Origin of the sequence: Erythrobacter sp., assembly GCF_036351135.1 — a bacterium.
Taxonomy (GTDB): Bacteria; Pseudomonadota; Alphaproteobacteria; order Sphingomonadales; family Sphingomonadaceae; genus Erythrobacter.
In genome coordinates this window covers 171,909-188,235 of record NZ_JAZBON010000009.1, presented here as the reverse complement: position 1 = coordinate 188,235, position 16,327 = coordinate 171,909, and the positions used below count along the sequence as shown (strand labels likewise).

The 16,327-nt window shown below is 64.5% G+C and carries 18 protein-coding genes and 1 pseudogene; 14 read left to right on the top strand and 5 right to left on the bottom strand.

The features are described from left to right. Window positions 1-11: 11 nt before the first annotated feature. Window positions 12-1,757 (bottom strand): cytochrome c oxidase subunit I, encoded by a 1,746-nt coding sequence (gene ctaD, locus V2I30_RS02020; protein ID WP_330660393.1) that lies wholly within the window; start codon window positions 1,755-1,757, stop codon window positions 12-14. A gap of 51 nt (window positions 1,758-1,808) precedes the next feature. Then, window positions 1,809-2,873: a cytochrome c oxidase subunit II gene (gene coxB / locus V2I30_RS02015; protein WP_330660392.1), complete on the bottom strand. Its 1,065-nt coding sequence runs from the start codon at window positions 2,871-2,873 to the stop codon at window positions 1,809-1,811. A 269-nt stretch (window positions 2,874-3,142) separates the two neighbouring features. Between coxB and pyrE the strand changes: the two genes are divergently transcribed. Genes pyrE through V2I30_RS01970 form a run of 9 tightly spaced genes read left to right on the top strand, consistent with a single transcriptional unit; the run spans window position 3,143 to window position 8,970 of the window. Beyond that, window positions 3,143-3,727 (top strand): orotate phosphoribosyltransferase, encoded by a 585-nt coding sequence (gene pyrE / locus V2I30_RS02010; protein WP_330660391.1) that lies wholly within the window; start codon window positions 3,143-3,145, stop codon window positions 3,725-3,727. A gap of 6 nt (window positions 3,728-3,733) precedes the next feature. Beyond that, window positions 3,734-4,495, top strand: coding sequence for a pyridoxine 5'-phosphate synthase (locus V2I30_RS02005; protein ID WP_330660390.1), 762 nt, complete (start codon window positions 3,734-3,736; stop codon window positions 4,493-4,495). A 16-nt stretch (window positions 4,496-4,511) separates the two neighbouring features. Beyond that, window positions 4,512-4,793 carry a pyridoxal phosphate biosynthetic protein gene (locus V2I30_RS02000; RefSeq protein ID WP_330660389.1) on the top strand — a complete coding sequence of 94 codons (282 nt, stop codon included), beginning with the start codon at window positions 4,512-4,514 and terminating at the stop codon, window positions 4,791-4,793. Between the two features lie 46 nt (window positions 4,794-4,839). Further along, window positions 4,840-5,244 carry a holo-ACP synthase gene (acpS, locus tag V2I30_RS01995; protein ID WP_330660388.1) on the top strand — a complete coding sequence of 135 codons (405 nt, stop codon included), beginning with the start codon at window positions 4,840-4,842 and terminating at the stop codon, window positions 5,242-5,244. 41 nt (window positions 5,245-5,285) lie between these two features. Beyond that, complete coding sequence (gene lepB, locus V2I30_RS01990) at window positions 5,286-6,272, top strand: signal peptidase I (protein ID WP_330660387.1); 987 nt, start codon at window positions 5,286-5,288, stop codon at window positions 6,270-6,272. Window positions 6,273-6,318: 46 nt separating this feature from the next. Next, entirely contained in the window at window positions 6,319-7,548 is a 1,230-nt protein-coding gene (locus V2I30_RS01985) for a DUF3089 domain-containing protein (RefSeq protein ID WP_330660386.1), read from the top strand. Window positions 7,549-7,601: 53 nt separating this feature from the next. Further along, entirely contained in the window at window positions 7,602-8,015 is a 414-nt protein-coding gene (gene ruvX / locus V2I30_RS01980) for a Holliday junction resolvase RuvX (protein WP_330660385.1), read from the top strand. A gap of 42 nt (window positions 8,016-8,057) precedes the next feature. Then, on the top strand, window positions 8,058-8,570 hold the full coding sequence (locus V2I30_RS01975; protein ID WP_330660384.1) for a PaaI family thioesterase: 513 nt from the start codon (window positions 8,058-8,060) through the stop codon (window positions 8,568-8,570). After that, the gene (locus V2I30_RS01970; RefSeq protein ID WP_330660383.1) at window positions 8,563-8,970 is read left to right on the top strand and encodes a PaaI family thioesterase; all 408 of its coding nucleotides are present in this window, start codon (window positions 8,563-8,565) and stop codon (window positions 8,968-8,970) included. Before V2I30_RS01975 ends, V2I30_RS01970 begins: the two co-directional genes overlap by 8 nt. Window positions 8,971-8,987: 17 nt before the next feature. Here V2I30_RS01970 and V2I30_RS01965 read toward each other — a convergent pair whose 3' ends face one another. Both V2I30_RS01965 and cobS read right to left on the bottom strand, forming a co-directional pair. Beyond that, on the bottom strand, window positions 8,988-11,228 hold the full coding sequence (locus V2I30_RS01965; protein WP_330660382.1) for a transglycosylase domain-containing protein: 2,241 nt from the start codon (window positions 11,226-11,228) through the stop codon (window positions 8,988-8,990). Window positions 11,229-11,310: 82 nt separating this feature from the next. Next, window positions 11,311-12,258, bottom strand: a complete 948-nt coding sequence (gene cobS, locus V2I30_RS01960; RefSeq protein WP_330660550.1) for a cobaltochelatase subunit CobS — start codon at window positions 12,256-12,258, stop codon at window positions 11,311-11,313. Window positions 12,259-12,517: 259 nt separating this feature from the next. Here cobS and V2I30_RS01955 point away from each other — a divergent pair, with 259 nt between their 5' ends. Both V2I30_RS01955 and V2I30_RS01950 read left to right on the top strand, forming a co-directional pair. After that, window positions 12,518-13,369, top strand: coding sequence for an oxygenase MpaB family protein (locus V2I30_RS01955; RefSeq protein WP_330660381.1), 852 nt, complete (start codon window positions 12,518-12,520; stop codon window positions 13,367-13,369). 43 nt (window positions 13,370-13,412) lie between these two features. Further along, window positions 13,413-14,037, top strand: a pseudogene (locus V2I30_RS01950) (glutathione S-transferase family protein). Here the strand turns inward: V2I30_RS01950 and V2I30_RS01945 are convergent. Next, on the bottom strand, window positions 14,034-14,627 hold the full coding sequence (locus tag V2I30_RS01945; RefSeq protein WP_330660380.1) for a J domain-containing protein: 594 nt from the start codon (window positions 14,625-14,627) through the stop codon (window positions 14,034-14,036). The pseudogene V2I30_RS01950 and the gene V2I30_RS01945 sit on opposite strands and share 4 nt — an antisense overlap. A 72-nt stretch (window positions 14,628-14,699) precedes the next feature. Between V2I30_RS01945 and V2I30_RS01940 the strand changes: the two genes are divergently transcribed. Genes V2I30_RS01940 through V2I30_RS01930 form a run of 3 tightly spaced genes read left to right on the top strand, consistent with a single transcriptional unit; the run spans window position 14,700 to window position 16,314 of the window. Continuing rightward, entirely contained in the window at window positions 14,700-14,972 is a 273-nt protein-coding gene (locus V2I30_RS01940; protein WP_330660379.1) for a BolA family protein, read from the top strand. After that, entirely contained in the window at window positions 14,969-15,427 is a 459-nt protein-coding gene (locus tag V2I30_RS01935) for an NUDIX hydrolase (RefSeq protein ID WP_330660378.1), read from the top strand. The genes V2I30_RS01940 and V2I30_RS01935 overlap by 4 nt, the downstream gene beginning before the upstream one ends. Continuing rightward, window positions 15,424-16,314 (top strand): pirin family protein, encoded by an 891-nt coding sequence (locus tag V2I30_RS01930; RefSeq protein ID WP_330660377.1) that lies wholly within the window; start codon window positions 15,424-15,426, stop codon window positions 16,312-16,314. Before V2I30_RS01935 ends, V2I30_RS01930 begins: the two co-directional genes overlap by 4 nt. Window positions 16,315-16,327: the final 13 nt, after the last annotated feature.

The following is a 16,327-nucleotide window of genomic DNA, read 5'->3' as shown; positions in this document are numbered from 1 at the left end:
AACGGGCACGATCAAGCGGTTGCCGGCTTGGCGTCCGCCGGACGGTGATCGTGGTAGTCGTGATGATCCTCGATCACCGGCAGCGTTTCGAACTGGTGGTAGGGCGGCGGGCTCGGCAGCGTCCATTCGAGCGTCGTTGCCCCTTCGCCCCACGGATTGGCCTCCGCCTTGCGCCCTGCGACGAAGGCATAGACCAGATTGGCGAAGAAAATCAGCATCGAGGCGGCCATAATCATGTAGCCGAACGAGCTGACCTCGTTCCAGAAGGTGAAGGCTTCGGGATAGTCGGGATAGCGCCGCGGCATACCCTGCATTCCGAGGAAATGCTGCGGAAAGAAAATGATGTTCACGCCCACGAAGAACACCCAGAAATGCAGGTGGCTCAGCATCTCGGAATGCATCCGTCCGCTCATCTTCGGGAACCAGTAGTAGAAACCGGCGAACATCGAGAAAACCGCGCCCATCGACAGTACGTAGTGGAAGTGCGCCACCACATAATACGTATCATGCAGGTTGTCGTCGATGCCGCCATTGGCGAGTACGACACCGGTCACACCGCCAACGGTGAACAGGAAGATGAAGCCCAGCGACCAGACCATCGGCGACTTGAATTCGAGGCTGCCGCCCCACATCGTCGCGATCCAGCTGAAGATCTTCACGCCGGTCGGGACGGCGATCACCATCGTTGCGGCGGTGAAATACATCTTCGTGTTCACATCTAGGCCGACCGTATACATGTGGTGCGCCCACACGATGAAGCCGACGACGCCGATCGCGACCATGGCGTAGGCCATGCCGAGATAGCCGAAGACGGGCTTGCGGCTGAAGGTCGCAACGATCTGCGAGATCATGCCGAAGCCCGGCAGGATCATGATGTAAACCTCAGGGTGACCGAAGAACCAGAACAGGTGCTGGTAGAGCACCGGATCGCCGCCACCGGCCGGATCGAAGAAGGTCGTGCCGAAGTTACGATCGGTCAGCAGCATGGTGATCGCCGCGGCCAGCACTGGCAGCGCGAGCAGCAGCAGGAAGGCGGTGACAAGGACCGACCACACGAACAGCGGCATCTTGTGCAGCGTCATGCCAGGCGCACGCATGTTGAAGATGGTGGTAATGAAATTGGTCGCGCCCAGGATCGAGCCGGCACCCGCAAGGTGCAGGGAGAAGATCGCGAAATCGACCGCGGGACCTTGCGAACCGGAAGTCGACAGCGGGGCATAGACGGTCCAGCCCACGCCTGCACCCGGCCCGGTGCCGCCGGGCACGAACAGCGAGAACATAAGGCTTAGAAAGCCGACGACGGTCAGCCAGAAGGAGATGTTGTTCATCCGCGGAAACGCCATGTCGGGGGCACCGATCATCAGCGGGACAAACCAGTTGCCGAAGCCCCCGATCATCGCGGGCATGACCATGAAGAAGACCATGATCAGGCCGTGCGCGGTGATGAAGACGTTCCACATGTGGAGCGCGGTGTTGATGTCGTTCGCGCCGCCCATGAACTGCGCCCAGAACTGCAGATACTGGATGCCCGGCTGTGCCAACTCAAGCCGCATGATGCCCGAGATCGCACCGCCGATGATCCCGGCAAAGATCGCGAAGATCAGGTAGAGCGAGCCAATATCCTTGTGGTTCGTGGACATGAACCAGCGCGCGAAGAAACCGGGCTTGTGATCGGCCCCATGATGGTCGTCGTGATGCCCGCCCGTGGTCGTGCCGGCTCCGGCGCTGGGGGCGAAATTGTCTGCGGTGGTGGCCATATCTGTCTGGTCTTTCGCGGTTTTAATTCGTCGTCGTGTAGGGTCGCGGCGTCAGGTCGCCGGCTCGCCCGCGACCGTCTCTTCAGCGTCAAGATCGTCGGGACGCGCTTCGGCCGCTGGTACGATCTCGTTATCTTCCAATTCCTCTTCACCAGGTACGGTTCCACCCTGCGAACGGACCCATTCGTTGAAAGCGTCCATCGGCAGCGCCTCGACCGCGATCGGCATGTAGGCATGGCGCGATCCGCACAGTTCCGAACACTGGCCATAATAGACGCCCGGCTCTTCGATCACGAGCATTCGTTCGTTGAGGCGGCCTGGGACCGCATCCTGCTTGAACCATAGCGACGGCACGGCGAAGGAATGGATCACGTCTGCCGCGGTCGTCTGCAGGCGGATCGGAACGCCAGCCGGCACGACCATGCGATTGTCGACCGCCAGCTGCGCCGGTTCGCCATTGGCGATGGCGTCGGCATCGGACAGCATGTTGGAGATTACCTCGACGTCGTGATCGGGATATTCATAGCCCCAATACCACTGATAGCCCACAGCCTTGACCGTGATTGCATCCTCAGGCGGGTTTTCATATTGCCGCGCCAGCAGCGTGATCGAAGGCACGGCGATAACGACCAGGATAATCACCGGAACGATCGTCCAGATGACCTCGATCAGCGTGTTGTGGGTCGTTTTCGAAGGCACCGGGTTCGAGCGGCGGTTGAACCGGACAACCGCATAAAGCAGCAGGCCGAGCACGAGCAGGCTGATCGCGGTAATGATCGGCAACAGGATCGTATCGTGCATCCACAGCGCGTATTCGCCATCGACCGAATATTGATCCTGAAAAGTCATGCTCTTGGCGGCATCTTCTTCGAACGAAGTCGGCATGCCCTTGCCGGGCGTCGGCTCCATCGGCGTGTAGGCACCGCTCGGCGCCGGGGGTTCGGTTTCGCCGGCGATTACCTCGCGCGGCATCGCGGTCGGCGGCGCTTCGCCCAGAACTCCGCGCTGCACCATTTCCAGGTCGCTGTCGCTGGGAGCTTCGTCCTGCGCAATCGTCATTTGCGGCATGAGCAGCGCCAGCATCGCGGCAATCAGCGCGAACATTCCAAATTTCATGCGGGCAAAAGCCTGACCCATAATCATGCCTGTTCGGTTCGAGGATCTAGTCCAGATGTCATCTTGAGCCGGACGCATGCGCGAACACTTTCGCCTTGCGTGCATCCAGCACGGCAGTGGCACGCAAGCCACACCTTGCGCTGTCCCTTAGCTGTGCTTGCCCGGGGCCTCAAGCGCTTCTAGTAGAATTTTGCGCAAACTCCATTGCACCATGTTCACTTGGCAAGCCATCTTTACGGCCGCGCCGCGACGAAGAGACCCCGACCCCGATGACGCAGCAGGACGTGCTCGACGAATTCCGCGCCAGCGATGCGCTTCTCGAAGGTCATTTCATCCTCTCCTCGGGTCGCCACTCGCCGATCTTTCTCCAGAAGATGCGGGTGTTCCAATATCCCGATCGGACAGAACGCATCTGCCGCGCGCTGGCGGATCGGATTCGCGAGCGTTTCGGGGCGGTCGACATGATCGTCTCGCCGGCGATGGGCGGCATCATTCCAGGCTACGAAACCGCGCGCGCGCTCGGCTGCCGCGCGGTGTTCGTCGAGCGCGAGGATGGTGCCTTCGCCCTGCGCCGCGGCTTTCGCATTCCCGAAGGCACGCGCGTGGTCATGGTCGAGGATATCGTCACCACCGGTCTGTCCTCGCGCGAATGCATCGCGGCGATCCGCGAGCATCCGGGCGAATTTCTTGGCGCCGCCTGCCTAATCGATAGGTCGGGCGGACGCGCGGATATCGGCGCCGAGCTGGTTTCGCTGGTCGCGATGGACGTGCCCGATTATGCGCCCGACGCGCTGCCGCCGGAGCTTGCCGAGATACCTGCGGAAAAACCCGGCAGCCGGGATTTGGCAGGTTAGAAGCGCATGATGGACAGGACCGATACAAGCGCGCACCGGCTGCGCCTCGGCGTCAATATCGATCACGTCGCGACCATCCGCAATGCGCGCGGCGGAGACCATCCCGATCCGGTTCGTGCCGCCGAGATCGTTGCCGCAGTCGGCGGTGATGGCATCACGGCCCACCTGCGTGAAGACCGCCGCCACATCCGCGACGAGGACCTTGCGCGCATCCAGCACGCGACCGACCTCCCCCTGAACCTCGAAATGGCGGCGACCGAGGAAATGCTCGCCATCGCTCTAAGACATACCCCGCATGCGGCCTGCATCGTCCCTGAAAAGCGCGAAGAGCGCACCACCGAAGGCGGGCTTGACGCGGCGGGGTTGCACAACACGCTTGTCCCGATCGTCGATCGCTTGCGCGAGGCAGGCATTCGCGTGTCCCTTTTCATAGAGGCGAACGAGCGCCAGCTCGACGCCGCCGCGCGGCTCAATGTCCCCGTGGTCGAGTTCCACACCGGCGAATACGCCCACGCAATCCTCGACGACGATCGCGCCCGCACCGAGGCGGAACTGCGCCGCATCGCCGACATGGCAGCGCTCGCCGCCAAGAACGGGATCGAGCCCCACGCGGGCCACGGCCTTACTTTCGACAATGTGCAGCCGATCGCCGCAATCCCGCAACTCGCGGAGCTGAATATCGGGCACTACCTCATCGGCGAGGCGATCTTCAGCGGGCTCGAACCCGCGATCCGCAGGATGCGCGAACTAATGGACGACGCGCGATGAGCGGGGCGCCGAGCTGATGACGCAGCAAGACCTGCCGCCCCTCGCCCCTGCGCAGAAACGCTGGGCGCTCGCCGCCGCGCTGCTGTTCCTCGTTGCGGTCGGCTTTCTCGGCTTTGCGCTCAATACCGGCATCTTGCGACCCTTCGCGATCGGCTGGGTGGCGCTACAGATTTTCGGCTTCGTCGGCGCGCTCAAATTCGCGCGCGGGGACTTTGCCCATCCCCTGTTCAAGTCGCAGGTCATGCTGCACGTGATTGCGCTGCTGCTGGCGATGCTAGTCTTGGCGAGAGCGTTATGAGGCCGGGAACGAGACTACCCTCAACCGACCAACCAAGGCGCAGCGCATGATCATCGGGCTCGGATCCGATTTGTGCAATATCGAGCGTATCGCCAATTCGCTCGATCGCTTCGGCGAGCGGTTCGAAACCCGTGTCTTCACCGAAATCGAGCGGACCAAGGCCCGCCGCCGGCCCTTCACAATCGCCGGCACATACGCCAAGCGTTTCGCCGCCAAGGAGGCTTTCAGCAAGGCGGTCGGCACGGGCTTCAGGCGCGGGGTCTTCATGAAAGATATCGGCGTCGTTAACGCCCGATCTGGTGCGCCGACGCTCGCGTTGACCGGTGGCGCGGCGAAGCGGCTTGAAGAATTGACGCCGCAAGGCCATGAAGCGCACATTCATCTGACCCTCACGGACGACCATCCATGGGCGCAGGCTTTCGTCATCATCGAAGCCCATCCCCGGACCTGACGCGCCCGATCCACGAAAAGACCGCCACGAAAAGACCGAATGTGAGCAATTTGCAAACGCCCGCCACCCGCCAGAACCTCAACGAGCCGCATTCGAATGATGGTGCGCAGCCTTTACAAGCGAAAGGCGCGGAAGAGGGCGAGAGCGAATCCCGCGTCGACTGGTTCGCGGAGTTTCGCGGCCTCGCGCTGATGCTGCTCGCGGTGCTGGCCTTTCACAGCCTTGTCGCCAAGCCATTCTACATCCCCTCGACCTCGATGATGCCAGCACTCTATGTCGGCGACCGGTTGATCGTCAGCAAATATCCCTATGGCTGGTCCTGGGCTTCGGCGAGTTTCCACTTGCTGCCGCGGGGCGATTGGCGGGTTCTGGGATCGACGCCCGAATATGGCGACATCGTCATTCCCGTGCATCCGATCCGCGACGAGGATTATATCAAGCGCGTCGTCGCCCTGCCCGACGATACGATCGAGGTGCGCGACGGGCGCATTATCCTCAATGGCGAACAGATAACCCGAGAAGTCATGCCTCCGGTGCGTATTCCGTTCGAGCCCGAACTGTTGTGCAACGGCGCGCCTTGTCTCCTGAATTTCGAGGCCTACCGGGTGCGCGGAGAAGACGGACAGCAATATTTCGAGCCGCCAACCTACCGTGAGACGCTCCCCAACGGGGCAAGCTATCTCGTCATAGACCATCGCCGCCAGACGCTCGACAATTTCGGCCCCTACGAGGTGCCCGCGGGCCATGCCTTCGTCATGGGCGACAATCGCGACGAGAGCGCGGACAGTCGCGCGCCTGCTGAAGCGCGGGGATTGGGCGGCGCGGTTCCGCTCGAAAATATCGGCGGGCGGGCGGAGTTCATCACCTTCTCGCTCGACGGGTCGGCGAGCTGGAACCCGCTCTCCTGGTTCTCCGCCCTGCGCGGCGAACGCGCCTGGACGACGCTGCGCCCGATGGTGACCGACGAGATGTATCCCGACCGCGGGGAGAGGGCGCCGCAGAGCGAAGCGACGGCACCGGCGCAGTAGCGCCCTGCCGCACCGCCACGAAGCGATTCAAGCCCAACGCACCGCCATGGCCCGCAAATTCCTCTATCTCATCGCGATCATCGTCGTCCTCTTCGTAGGCGGTCGGATCGCCTACGAAATGTTCCAGGACGAGATTGCGGCGATCGCGCTTGTCCCTTCGGGTGAGTTCACACCGACCGAGCCGCTCGAAGCAAACGCCTATCAGGACCCGGGTCTTTGGTATTCGCGCCCAGGTATCGGCGTGAACGATCCCGCCCGCTGGCAGCCCGCTTTCGCCTCGCCCGAGGAGAACGGCGATGCACAGTCCAGACCGCGTGAAGGGAATGACCCGGACGCCGCCGTAACCGACGCAAATCCGGCCCGTTCCGCAGGGAGACCCGGGGAGCGCTTCTACGATGCGCCCGACTTTGCGGTCTTCTTCATCCATCCGACCAGCTATCTCAGCCGCGAGAATTGGAACGCGCCGATCGGCGACGAGGAAGCCGAACGCGTCGCGCGCATCTATCTGCGCGGCATGGCAAGCCCGTTCAATGCGGCGTCCGAAATCTGGGCGCCGCGCTATCGCCAGGCGACGATGGGCGCGTTCCTCACCGACGCGCCCGAAGGCGACCAGGCGATCGATGCCGCCTATGCGGACATTCGCGAAGCCTTCCGCTTCTTCGTCGACACCATCGACGACGACATGCCGATCGTAGTGGCGGGGCACAGCCAGGGTTCGCTCCACCTGCTGCGTCTCCTGCGCGAGGAAGTCCGCAGCCTGGGCGTCGCGGATCGCCTCGTGGCGGCTTATGCGATCGGCTGGCCGGTCTCGGTCGAACGCGATCTTCCGACGCTCGGTCTGCCCGCCTGTGCGACGCCCAACCAAACCGGCTGCCTCATTTCCTGGTCGAGCTTTGCCGAGCCTGCCGATCCTGCCCCGCTGATGCGGACCTATTCCGCCTCGACCGGCTTCGATGGCAGTCCTCGTAGCGACAGCCAGATCCTGTGCACCAATCCGCTGACCGGCAGTTTCGGTGGCTCCGCCCCGGCGAGCGCCAATCTCGGCACGCTGGTGCCCGACGACACGATGTCGAACGGGGAGCTCGTGCCTGCCGCCGTGCCAGCCACTTGCGACGAGCGCGGATTGCTGCTGATCGGCGACCCGCCGCGCATGGGTTCCTACGTCCTGCCGGGCAACAATTATCACGTCTACGACATCCCGCTGTTCTGGGCTAACACCAAAGCCGATGTCGTGCGCCGTGTGCGAGCCTTCGCCCGGACGGACGACGCGCGCTGATCACCGACAGCGCCAGCGATTTTGCCGAGGCCCTGCCCGACGGCGGCGTGCTGATGTCGCTCGATCTCGGTACCAAGACGATCGGCACCGCCTTCTGCGATGCCGGCTGGCGCTTTGCGACGAATGGCAAGACGCTGCCGCGCGGCAAATGGGGGAAGGACCGGACCGCGCTGCAAGAGTTGATCGCCGCGCGCGCGGTTGCCGGGCTGGTCATCGGCCTGCCGCGCAATATGGACGGCAGCGAAGGGCCGCGCGCCCAGGCGAGCCGCGCCTTTGCCCGCAATGCGGAAAGCGCGTTCGCCCTGCCCGTGCTGCTGTGGGACGAACGCTGGTCCACCCAAAGCGCCGAGGCGGCGATGATCGGGCAGGATATGAGCCGCGCCCGCCGCGCAGAGCGGATCGACAGCCATGCCGCCGCCATCATCCTCCAAGGCGCGATCGACCGGCTGGCGGGCGGCGTGCTTTAACGCCCCTTGTGCCGCCGCCCGGCCCGCGCCAAGGCTTTGGCGATGAACCAGGGGTCTTCTTCCGCGCCCGCGCGCTTCGATGCCCGCACCGCCGCGCCGTTCTTCTTCCGCCATGGCCATCCCGGCTGGCTCGGCCTCAGGTTTAGCGATCAGGGCGAGGATTGGGTCGAGCTCGAACTGCCCTGGCGCGAAGATCTGCTTGGCGAGCCAGACCGACCAGTCCTCGCCTCGGGCCCGATCATCAGCCTGATGGACATGGCGAGCGGCATGGCGGTGTGGCAGACGAGCGGCAATTTCGTCCCCGTCGCGACGCTCGATCTCAGGGTCGATTACCAGCGCGCATCGGCGGAGAAAGCCGCCGTGTTCGGGCGCGCGCAATGCTACCGCATCACTCGCTCCGCCGCCTTCGTGCGCGGGGTGGCGCATGACGGCGACCGGGACGATCCCGTCGCGACGATCGCCGGCGTTTTCATGACGCTTGGCGGCGATCCGCGAAGCGCACAGCTCGCCTCGGGCCGGGCGCAGATCAATGCAGCGGGGACCGGCGATGCCTGAGCGAGGGACCGAGGATAGCGCTACGCTGCCCGCCTATGCCAGCGCGCTCGGCGTGCGGGTTGATGATGCGAGCGACGAAGCGCCGATGCTGACCGTGGATTTCGGACCAGGTGTCGAGGGGCGTCCCGGCCATTATCATGGCGGGGCGACCGCGGGCCTGCTGGAGAACGCCGCCTATGCCGCCCTGCGCGCGCGGCTTACCGCCGAAGGACGCAAGGCCAGGCTCAAACCGGTCAATATCACGGTGCAATATCTCTCCGCGGGCAAAGCAAAGCCGAGCTTCGCGCAAGGACGTGTAACTCGCCTGGGGCGACGCAATGCCAATGTCGCGGTCGAAGCATGGCAGGACGACCGCGACCGGCCCATCGCCACCGCCATCCTTAACATCCTGATGGGATGAATCTGCAGCGGGCGCGTTTACGGCCCATTCTCCAGCCGCTCCATTTCCGCTTCGATCCGTTCCATTTCGCGCTCGATCTCGCGCTCGATCCGATCCCGTTCGCGCCGCAGCCGCGCGTCGTCCCGCCCATTGGGTGACAGACGCACTCCGTCGCGGTCGATCCTGAGATCTAGCGGCACGCCGTCCTGGGAGAGGATCAGTCCGTCCTCGCCGATCCGCAGCGCCGTCCCTTCCTCGCCCAGCAGGATTTCCTCGCCCTCGTCGATATCGAGCGGCTGAACCGGTCCCTGCGGGTCGGGCGCATTGTCCGGCCGGACCGCGGGCAGGTCGAGCGCGCCGCGCATGAAGTCCTTCCAGATCCGCGCCGGCAAGCCGCCGCCCGTTACCCGACTCATCGGCGTGTTGTCGTCATTGCCAACCCATACGCCGACCACGAGATCCCCGGCATAGCCGACGAACAGCGCGTCGCGATAATCCTGCGTCGTCCCGGTCTTGCCGTAATTCGCGATCGGCAGTTCCGCCGCCTCGCCCGTGCCGCGATTGATCGCCGCGCGCAGCAGCTGCTCGATATCGCGGTGGACCCGCTCGCCCATGCTGTCCTCGCGCGAGGTGATCCGCCCCCACCAGCTTTCCTCTTCGCGCGGAAAGGCCCGCGCCTGCACCGGGAAGCGATTGGCCGCCACGCCCGCATAGGCGGCGGTGAGCTCGAGCAGCATCATACTCGATGTGCCAAGGGCAAGGCTTGGATCCCCTTGCGGCATAGGCGTGCGCACGCCGAGCGAGCGGGCGGTGGCAATGACTTCCTCGCTGCCGACCTCGCCCAGCAGGCGGACCGCCGCGACATTGCTCGACCGGGCGAACGCCTCCTCGAGCGTGATCGCATCGGAATAACGCTCGCGTGCATTCTTCGGCCGGTAGCTGCCCTGTTCGATCGGCAGGTTCGAGATGCGATCCTCGGGATCCCAGCCCGCTTCCAGCGCGGCGAGATAGACGAACAGCTTGAAGGTCGATCCAGGCTGCCGCCGCGCCTGCGTCGCGCGGTTGAAGGCGCTCGCGGCGTAATCCTTCCCGCCGACCATCGCCACGACTTCGCCCGTCGGCCGCATCGCGACCAGCGCCACCTGCGCCTCTCCCAGAGCCGCCCGGCTTACCACGCGCCCGGCCAGCGTCTGGAGCCTTGCATCGAGCGTCGTCTCGACAACCTGCTTCTCGTAGCCCGCCTCGATCCCCTCGCGCGCCAGCGGCAGCGCCCAGTCGGCGAAATAGGTGCCGGTCGGAAGCTCCTCGCGCGTGCGCACGTCGAGCGCGGGGGCGGGTAGCGCAGCGGCCTGCGCCCGCGTCAGATAGCCCTCCTCCACCATCGCCGCCACCACTAGGTCCATGCGCTTCTTCGCCCGGTCGTAATGATGCGTCGGCGCGTAGCGCGACGGCGCTTGCAACAGACCCGCCAACATCGCCGCCTGTTCGGGTTTCAAGTTTTCGGGATGGCGGTAGAAATAGTGCAGGCTGGCGGCGCGAAGCCCGTATTGGTTGTCGCCGAAATAGGCGTTGGAGAGGTAGCGTTCGAGGATTTCGTCCTTAGTCAACCACGCCTCGATCCACAGAGCGATCATCGCCTCCTGCGCCTTGCGCGTCAGGCTGCGCTCAGGGGTAAGCCAAGTGAATTTCGCCAGCTGCTGGGTGATCGTGCTGCCGCCGCCCCGCCCGGTCAATGCGGCGCGGGCGATGCCTTTGGCGCTCACCCCGACATGCGAATAGAAGGTGCGGTCCTCGATCGCCAGAAACGCCTGGACCACATGTGGCGGCAGCTTGGCGACCTCGACCGGATCGGCGACGTTCGCGCCGGAGCGCGCGATCGGCGTCCCGTCGCTGGCAAGCAACGTCACCTGCGGCGCGGCGATCGGCTCAAGGCTTTTGGACAGCGGCGCGGTGATCGCGAGCCAGGCCACCATCGCCATGAGCACTGCCAGCACACCTGCGACAATGCGCGCCGCCCACCAACGCTTTTGCCGCCCGCGCCAATAGTCGGGTTTCCAGATCGGCAGGCGCCGCCGCTCCTCGGCTTCCACCTCCCCATCGAGGCTCGACAGTTTCGCATCCCAGCGCGAAAAATCGGTCGAGCCCGCGGGCCTGTAAGTGTCGCTTGTCTCGTCCGGATCAAGCGGGCGCTGCGTCTCGTAAAGCGGATAATATCCGCCCTCGCCGCCGGGCGGGCCACCATCGTCGGACCGTCTGAAGAATCGTTCGAGGAACGCCATCGTAGTGGTGTGTTAGCAGCGCAATACGGCGCGATGCAAGAGCGCGGTGCTCCCGGCACCACTCACGGCTGAGGGCTCGCCTCTACGCTCCCTTTGCCGCGCTCTCGGGAAGGTCTTCGTCGAAGACGCGCTGGTAATATTCGCTCACCAGCGCGCGTTCGGCTTCATCGCATTTGTTGAGGAAGGAGAGGCGGAAGGCGAAACCGACCGAGCCGAAGATCTCGGCATTCTGAGCCCAGGTGATGACCGTGCGCGGGCTCATGACCGTCGAGATGTCGCCGCTCATGAAACCCTGACGCGTCAGTTCGGCGACCTTCACCATGTCGGCAATCCGCTTGTCGTCCACTTCGGGCGTCTTGGACTTGACGATCTGCTCCTCGGTCTCGGCGGACAGGTAATTGAGCGCGGTGACGATGTTCCAGCGGTCCATCTGGGCCTGATTGATCGCCTGCGTGCCGTGATAGAGCCCGCTCGTATCGCCGAGGCCGACCGTGTTGGTCGTCGCAAACAGGCGGAACCAGGGGTTTGGCGTGATGACCCGGTTCTGATCCAGCAGCGTAAGCCGGCCATCGAATTCGAGCACGCGCTGGATCACGAACATCACGTCCGGACGGCCCGCATCGTATTCGTCGAAGGTCAGCGCGACCGGATGCTGCAGCGCATACGGCAGAATCCCTTCCTTGAACTCGGTCACCTGCAACCCGTCCTTGAGCACGATCGCATCGCGGCCAACGAGGTCGATGCGGCTGATATGCGCATCGAGATTTACGCGGATGCTCGGCCAGTTGAGGCGCGCGGCGACCTGTTCGATATGGGTCGACTTGCCGGTGCCGTGATAGCCCTGGATCATCACGCGCCGGTTGTGCGCAAAGCCCGCTAGGATCGCGAGCGTCGTGTCGGGATCGAAGACGTAGCTGTCGTCCAGCTCCGGGACGTGCTCGTCATTGGCGCTGAAGGCGGGAACCTGCCAGTCGACATCGATGCCGAACGTGTCGCGCACGTCGACCTTGGTATCGGGCGCGTCGGGCATCGAGCCAGAGGTATCGGAGCCGGCGGTGAATTTTTCGGTAGAAGGGGAGTTCATTTCGGCGCCAGCGTTAAAGCGCGATGGCGCGGCGGGCAAGAGTGGGTTTCGATATGCAATTCGCGCCGCGCCCCCAAGCCCCCTTCGAACGACTGCATCCAAAGGCGGCGCTGCGCCTGTATCTGATCGACGACAGAGCCCCGCAACTCGCCATTCCGCCGCGGCGCCCGTTCAAATCGACGATCCGAAAGACTACCTTCCCCTCATGCCCTCACCGCTCGACATGCCGATCGAACGATTTCGCCAGACGCTGGTCGAGCAAGTGCGTCGGACGTTCAACGATTCTGCGAGCCGGCAGAAGCCGGTGCCGCCCTCCGACGAGGCGCTGTTCGCGAAGGATACGCCGATCCGTATGGTTCACGCCGATCTCGTCGGGATGATGACCGGCGGGGTGCGCGCGCTGCTGTTGCAGATGCTCCATCCCCACGCGCTGCAGGGCGTGCTCGACCATTCGAACTTTCGCGAGGACATGCACGGCCGGCTGCAACGCACCGCGCGGTTCATTGCCGTCACCACTTTCGGACACCGCGACGAGGCGATGAAGGCGATCGACCGCGTCAATCGCATCCATGCCAAGGTCGGCGGGACGCTACCGGACGGCTCGCCCTATTCCGCGACCAATCCGCGCACCCTCGCCTGGGTCCATGTGACCGAGACTCAGAGCTTCCTTGCAGGCTATCTGCGACACGTTCGGCCTGACATGCCGATGCGCGAGCAAGACGAATATTATCGCCAATTCGCGGTCATCGCGCGCGCGCTGGGCGCCGATCCGGTGCCGGAAAGTAAAAGCGAGGCGGAGGCGCTGTTCCGCGAACTGCGTTACGATCTGCGCGCCTCGCGCGAGGCACGCGAAGTGGCGCAACTGGTCCTTTCGCAGCGGCCCGAGGGCACGCCGGCGGCGCTACAGACGATGATCGGCGCGGAAGCCATCGCGATGCTCCCGCCCTTCGCGCGCTCGATGCTGAACCTGCAACGCCCGGTCCTCACCGCCCTTCCCGCACGCGCCGCTACCTGGGGCGTGGGCCGGACCTTGCGCTGGGCTTTCAGACAGAATTGAGCTATTCTTCCAGGCGGGAAAGGCCGGCGATAGGAACGAGACTATGGCAGATTTCACCTTCTACACCGTCGCCATGAGCCGTGGGCAGATTTCACGCTGGGCGCTGCACGAGGCGGGCGCAGATTACGAGCACGTTGTGTTCGACTGGGCGACGCGGCCTCACAATTTCACTGATATCAATCCGATGAACAAGGTGCCCGCTCTCGTCCACCGGCGACCACGATCATGTCGTCACCGAAGCGGCGGCGATCAATCACTACCTCGCCGAAACGCACCCTGACAAAGGCCTGCTTCCCGACGCCCACGAAAAGGCCGCTTACTTCCGCTGGTTGTTCTTCGGCGCGGGACCGCTCGAACAGGCGGTGACGGCGACGGCCATGGGCTGGGAAGTGCCAGAAGAGCGGATCGGCATGGCTGGGTTCGGCAGTCTGGAAATGGCATTGTCGGCCATGGAAGGCTGGCTGTCGCAGCACGACTTCGTGGCCGGCGATCGATTCACCATGGCGGACACTTATGTCGGGAGCCAGTTCGTGTGGGGCCTGCGCTTCGACTCGATCCCGGAAACGCCCGCTTTCAAGGCCTATGTCGAACGCGTCACCCAGCGTCCCGCCTATGCCGAGGCCAATGCCATCGACGCGAAACTGATCGAGGAGGCAGCGGCAAGCTAACCGATCGCCTTGCTCTTTCTCAGCGTCTGATAGGCGTCGACCACCTTGGTCAACCGGCCTTCGTGCCGTCGGTCGCCGCCATTGCGATCGGGGTGGTAGCGGCGGACGAGCTCGGAATATCGTCGCCGCAGCCGCCTCCTGTCAGTGTCGGAACCGAGGCCCATCGTCTCCAGCGCTTCGGCCTCGTCTTTGGAGAACCGTCCCGACATCGCCATCTGCGCCTCGCGCTGGGCGCGGCTGCGGATCCCGCCCGCCCGCGCGGAGATCGCTTCGAGTGGATCGTCGAAATCCGCCCAGCGCGGCATTCCGTCCACCCCGACCGTAGGGCGAAAGCCGGGACTTTCGCGACGCCAGCCATTGACCGGGGATTGAGCGGCGAGGATTTCTTCCGCGCTCATACCCTCGAACCAGTCGTAGCCGGCATTGAACTCGCGCACATGATCGAGGCAGAACCAGCGCCATTCGCCAGGCCCGTCGAAGCCGTTGGCGCGATAGCCCGGCGCGCGAAATTCCCCCGGCTCGGCGCAAGTCGGGTGTTCGCACACCCTGTGGCTGTCCTCGTGCCGCCCGTGGAACCTTGTTTGCGCCATGAACCCTTGAGAATGGCAATTCAGGCGCCAGATTCCAACCCGCCAATTCGCCCTATGACAACGAGGATGAGTATGCCCGACATAATGGAAGACGAGATACGCGAACGGCTCGAGGAAGCCTTTGCGCCAACGAGGCTCGAGATTGTCAACGACAGCGCGCATCATGCGGGGCATGCGGGCGACGATGGCTCGGGCGAATCGCATTTCACGATCCATATCGTGGCGGCACGATTCGCTGAGATGAGCCGCCTCGCGCGGCAACGCGCGGTGATCGCGGCTCTGGGCGACATCGTGGGCGAGCGGGTGCATGCCGTGGCGATCAAGGCCAGCGCGCCGGCGCAATGAACGGGCTGCGTCTGCGCCGCTCGGCCCGGATCATCGTGCTCTGTCCCGCGGGCGATGTGCTGCTGTTCCGCTTCGCCATCCCCGGCCGCCCGCCCTTCTGGGTAACACCGGGCGGCGAATGCGAGTCGGGAGAGACATTCGAGGAAGCGGCGCGGCGCGAACTTGCCGAGGAAACCGGGATCGAAGCCGATTGCGGCGCTCAGATCGCGCGGACAACGCCGCGTTTCGTCACGCCCGAGGGAGAACCGGTCCAGGCGGATGAGCGCTATTTTCTCCTGCGCGTGGCCGATCGGCACATCTCGACCGAGGCGCATACCCCGCTCGAACGCAAGGTCATGACCCGGCATCGCTGGTTCGGCCACAAGGACCTCGTCAGCTGGAACGAGGCGGTATATCCCGAAAGCCTCGCCGCCATGGTCGCCGCCGCCACCGTAGCGAAAGGGCTCCCGCAATGACTGCCAATATCGTCCAGACCATTACCCCCGTCACCCACGATCTCGGTCAGTTCGAGGTCCGCCGCGTGCTGCCGGGCAAGGCGCGGCAAATGGTCGGACCGTTCATCTTCGTCGACCAGTTCGGTCCGGGCCAGCTCGATATTGGCAACGGCATGGATGTGCGCCCGCATCCGCATATCAACCTCGCGACGGTCACTTGGCTGTTCGAAGGCGCGATCGACCACCGCGACACGCTCGGCACCTTTTCGACGATCCGGCCCGGCACGGTGAACCTGATGACCGCGGGGCGCGGCATCGCCCATTCCGAACGCTCGCCCGAGGCCGAGCGCGCGGCGGGGCCGTCGCTCTACGGCATGCAGACCTGGCTTGCGCTGCCCGATGGCCGCGAGGAGATCGACCCGGCTTTCGATGCGGTCCGCGACCTGCCGATCGTCGAGGATAGCGGTGCTCGGGCTTGCGTCATCATGGGCGCGCTCTGGGGCGAACGAGCGGCGAAGACGACGCATGCCGAGACGATCTACGCAGAGATCGCACTGAAACCCGGCGGCGCGGTACCGCTCGAGGCCGGAGCCGAGGAGCGGGCCGTGATGCTGGTCGGCGGCGAGGCGCAGATCGACGGCGTGAGCCTCGAGCTTCACGAACTCGCCGTGCTCGCGCCGGGTCAGGCCATGACGCTGACGAGCCGCGAGGGCGGGCGCGTCATGCTGCTGGGGGGCGAGGCCTTTGCCAGCGAGCGGCATGTGTGGTGGAACTTCGTCAGCTCCGATCCGGCCCGCATCGAACAGGCGAAGGACGATTGGCGCGCAGGTCGCTTCGGCACGGTGCCCGGGGACGCGGAAGAATTCATACCCTTGCCCGATCGGCCCAAAACGGTCAGCTATCCCTGAACGCTGCGGCTAG

Excerpts from the sequence above, each read along its gene's own strand:
- acpS (WP_330660388.1), top strand. The coding sequence starts at position 4,840 with ATGATCATCGGGCTCGGATCCGATTTGTGCAATATCGAGCGTATCGCC.
- ruvX (WP_330660385.1), top strand. The coding sequence starts at position 7,602 with ATGTCGCTCGATCTCGGTACCAAGACGATCGGCACCGCCTTCTGCGAT.
- V2I30_RS01985 (WP_330660386.1), top strand. The coding sequence starts at position 6,319 with ATGGCCCGCAAATTCCTCTATCTCATCGCGATCATCGTCGTCCTCTTC.
- V2I30_RS01970 (WP_330660383.1), top strand. The coding sequence starts at position 8,563 with ATGCCTGAGCGAGGGACCGAGGATAGCGCTACGCTGCCCGCCTATGCC.
- V2I30_RS01930 (WP_330660377.1), top strand. The coding sequence starts at position 15,424 with ATGACTGCCAATATCGTCCAGACCATTACCCCCGTCACCCACGATCTC.
- cobS (WP_330660550.1), bottom strand. The coding sequence starts at position 12,258 with ATGCCCGACGCGCCCGATACCAAGGTCGACGTGCGCGACACGTTCGGC.
- V2I30_RS01975 (WP_330660384.1), top strand. The coding sequence starts at position 8,058 with ATGAACCAGGGGTCTTCTTCCGCGCCCGCGCGCTTCGATGCCCGCACC.
- V2I30_RS01955 (WP_330660381.1), top strand. The coding sequence starts at position 12,518 with ATGCCCTCACCGCTCGACATGCCGATCGAACGATTTCGCCAGACGCTG.
- V2I30_RS01940 (WP_330660379.1), top strand. The coding sequence starts at position 14,700 with ATGCCCGACATAATGGAAGACGAGATACGCGAACGGCTCGAGGAAGCC.
- V2I30_RS01965 (WP_330660382.1), bottom strand. The coding sequence starts at position 11,228 with ATGGCGTTCCTCGAACGATTCTTCAGACGGTCCGACGATGGTGGCCCG.
- coxB (WP_330660392.1), bottom strand. The coding sequence starts at position 2,873 with ATGAAATTTGGAATGTTCGCGCTGATTGCCGCGATGCTGGCGCTGCTC.
- V2I30_RS01945 (WP_330660380.1), bottom strand. The coding sequence starts at position 14,627 with ATGGCGCAAACAAGGTTCCACGGGCGGCACGAGGACAGCCACAGGGTG.
- V2I30_RS02000 (WP_330660389.1), top strand. The coding sequence starts at position 4,512 with ATGACGCAGCAAGACCTGCCGCCCCTCGCCCCTGCGCAGAAACGCTGG.
- ctaD (WP_330660393.1), bottom strand. The coding sequence starts at position 1,757 with ATGGCCACCACCGCAGACAATTTCGCCCCCAGCGCCGGAGCCGGCACG.
- V2I30_RS02005 (WP_330660390.1), top strand. The coding sequence starts at position 3,734 with ATGATGGACAGGACCGATACAAGCGCGCACCGGCTGCGCCTCGGCGTC.
- pyrE (WP_330660391.1), top strand. The coding sequence starts at position 3,143 with ATGACGCAGCAGGACGTGCTCGACGAATTCCGCGCCAGCGATGCGCTT.
- V2I30_RS01935 (WP_330660378.1), top strand. The coding sequence starts at position 14,969 with ATGAACGGGCTGCGTCTGCGCCGCTCGGCCCGGATCATCGTGCTCTGT.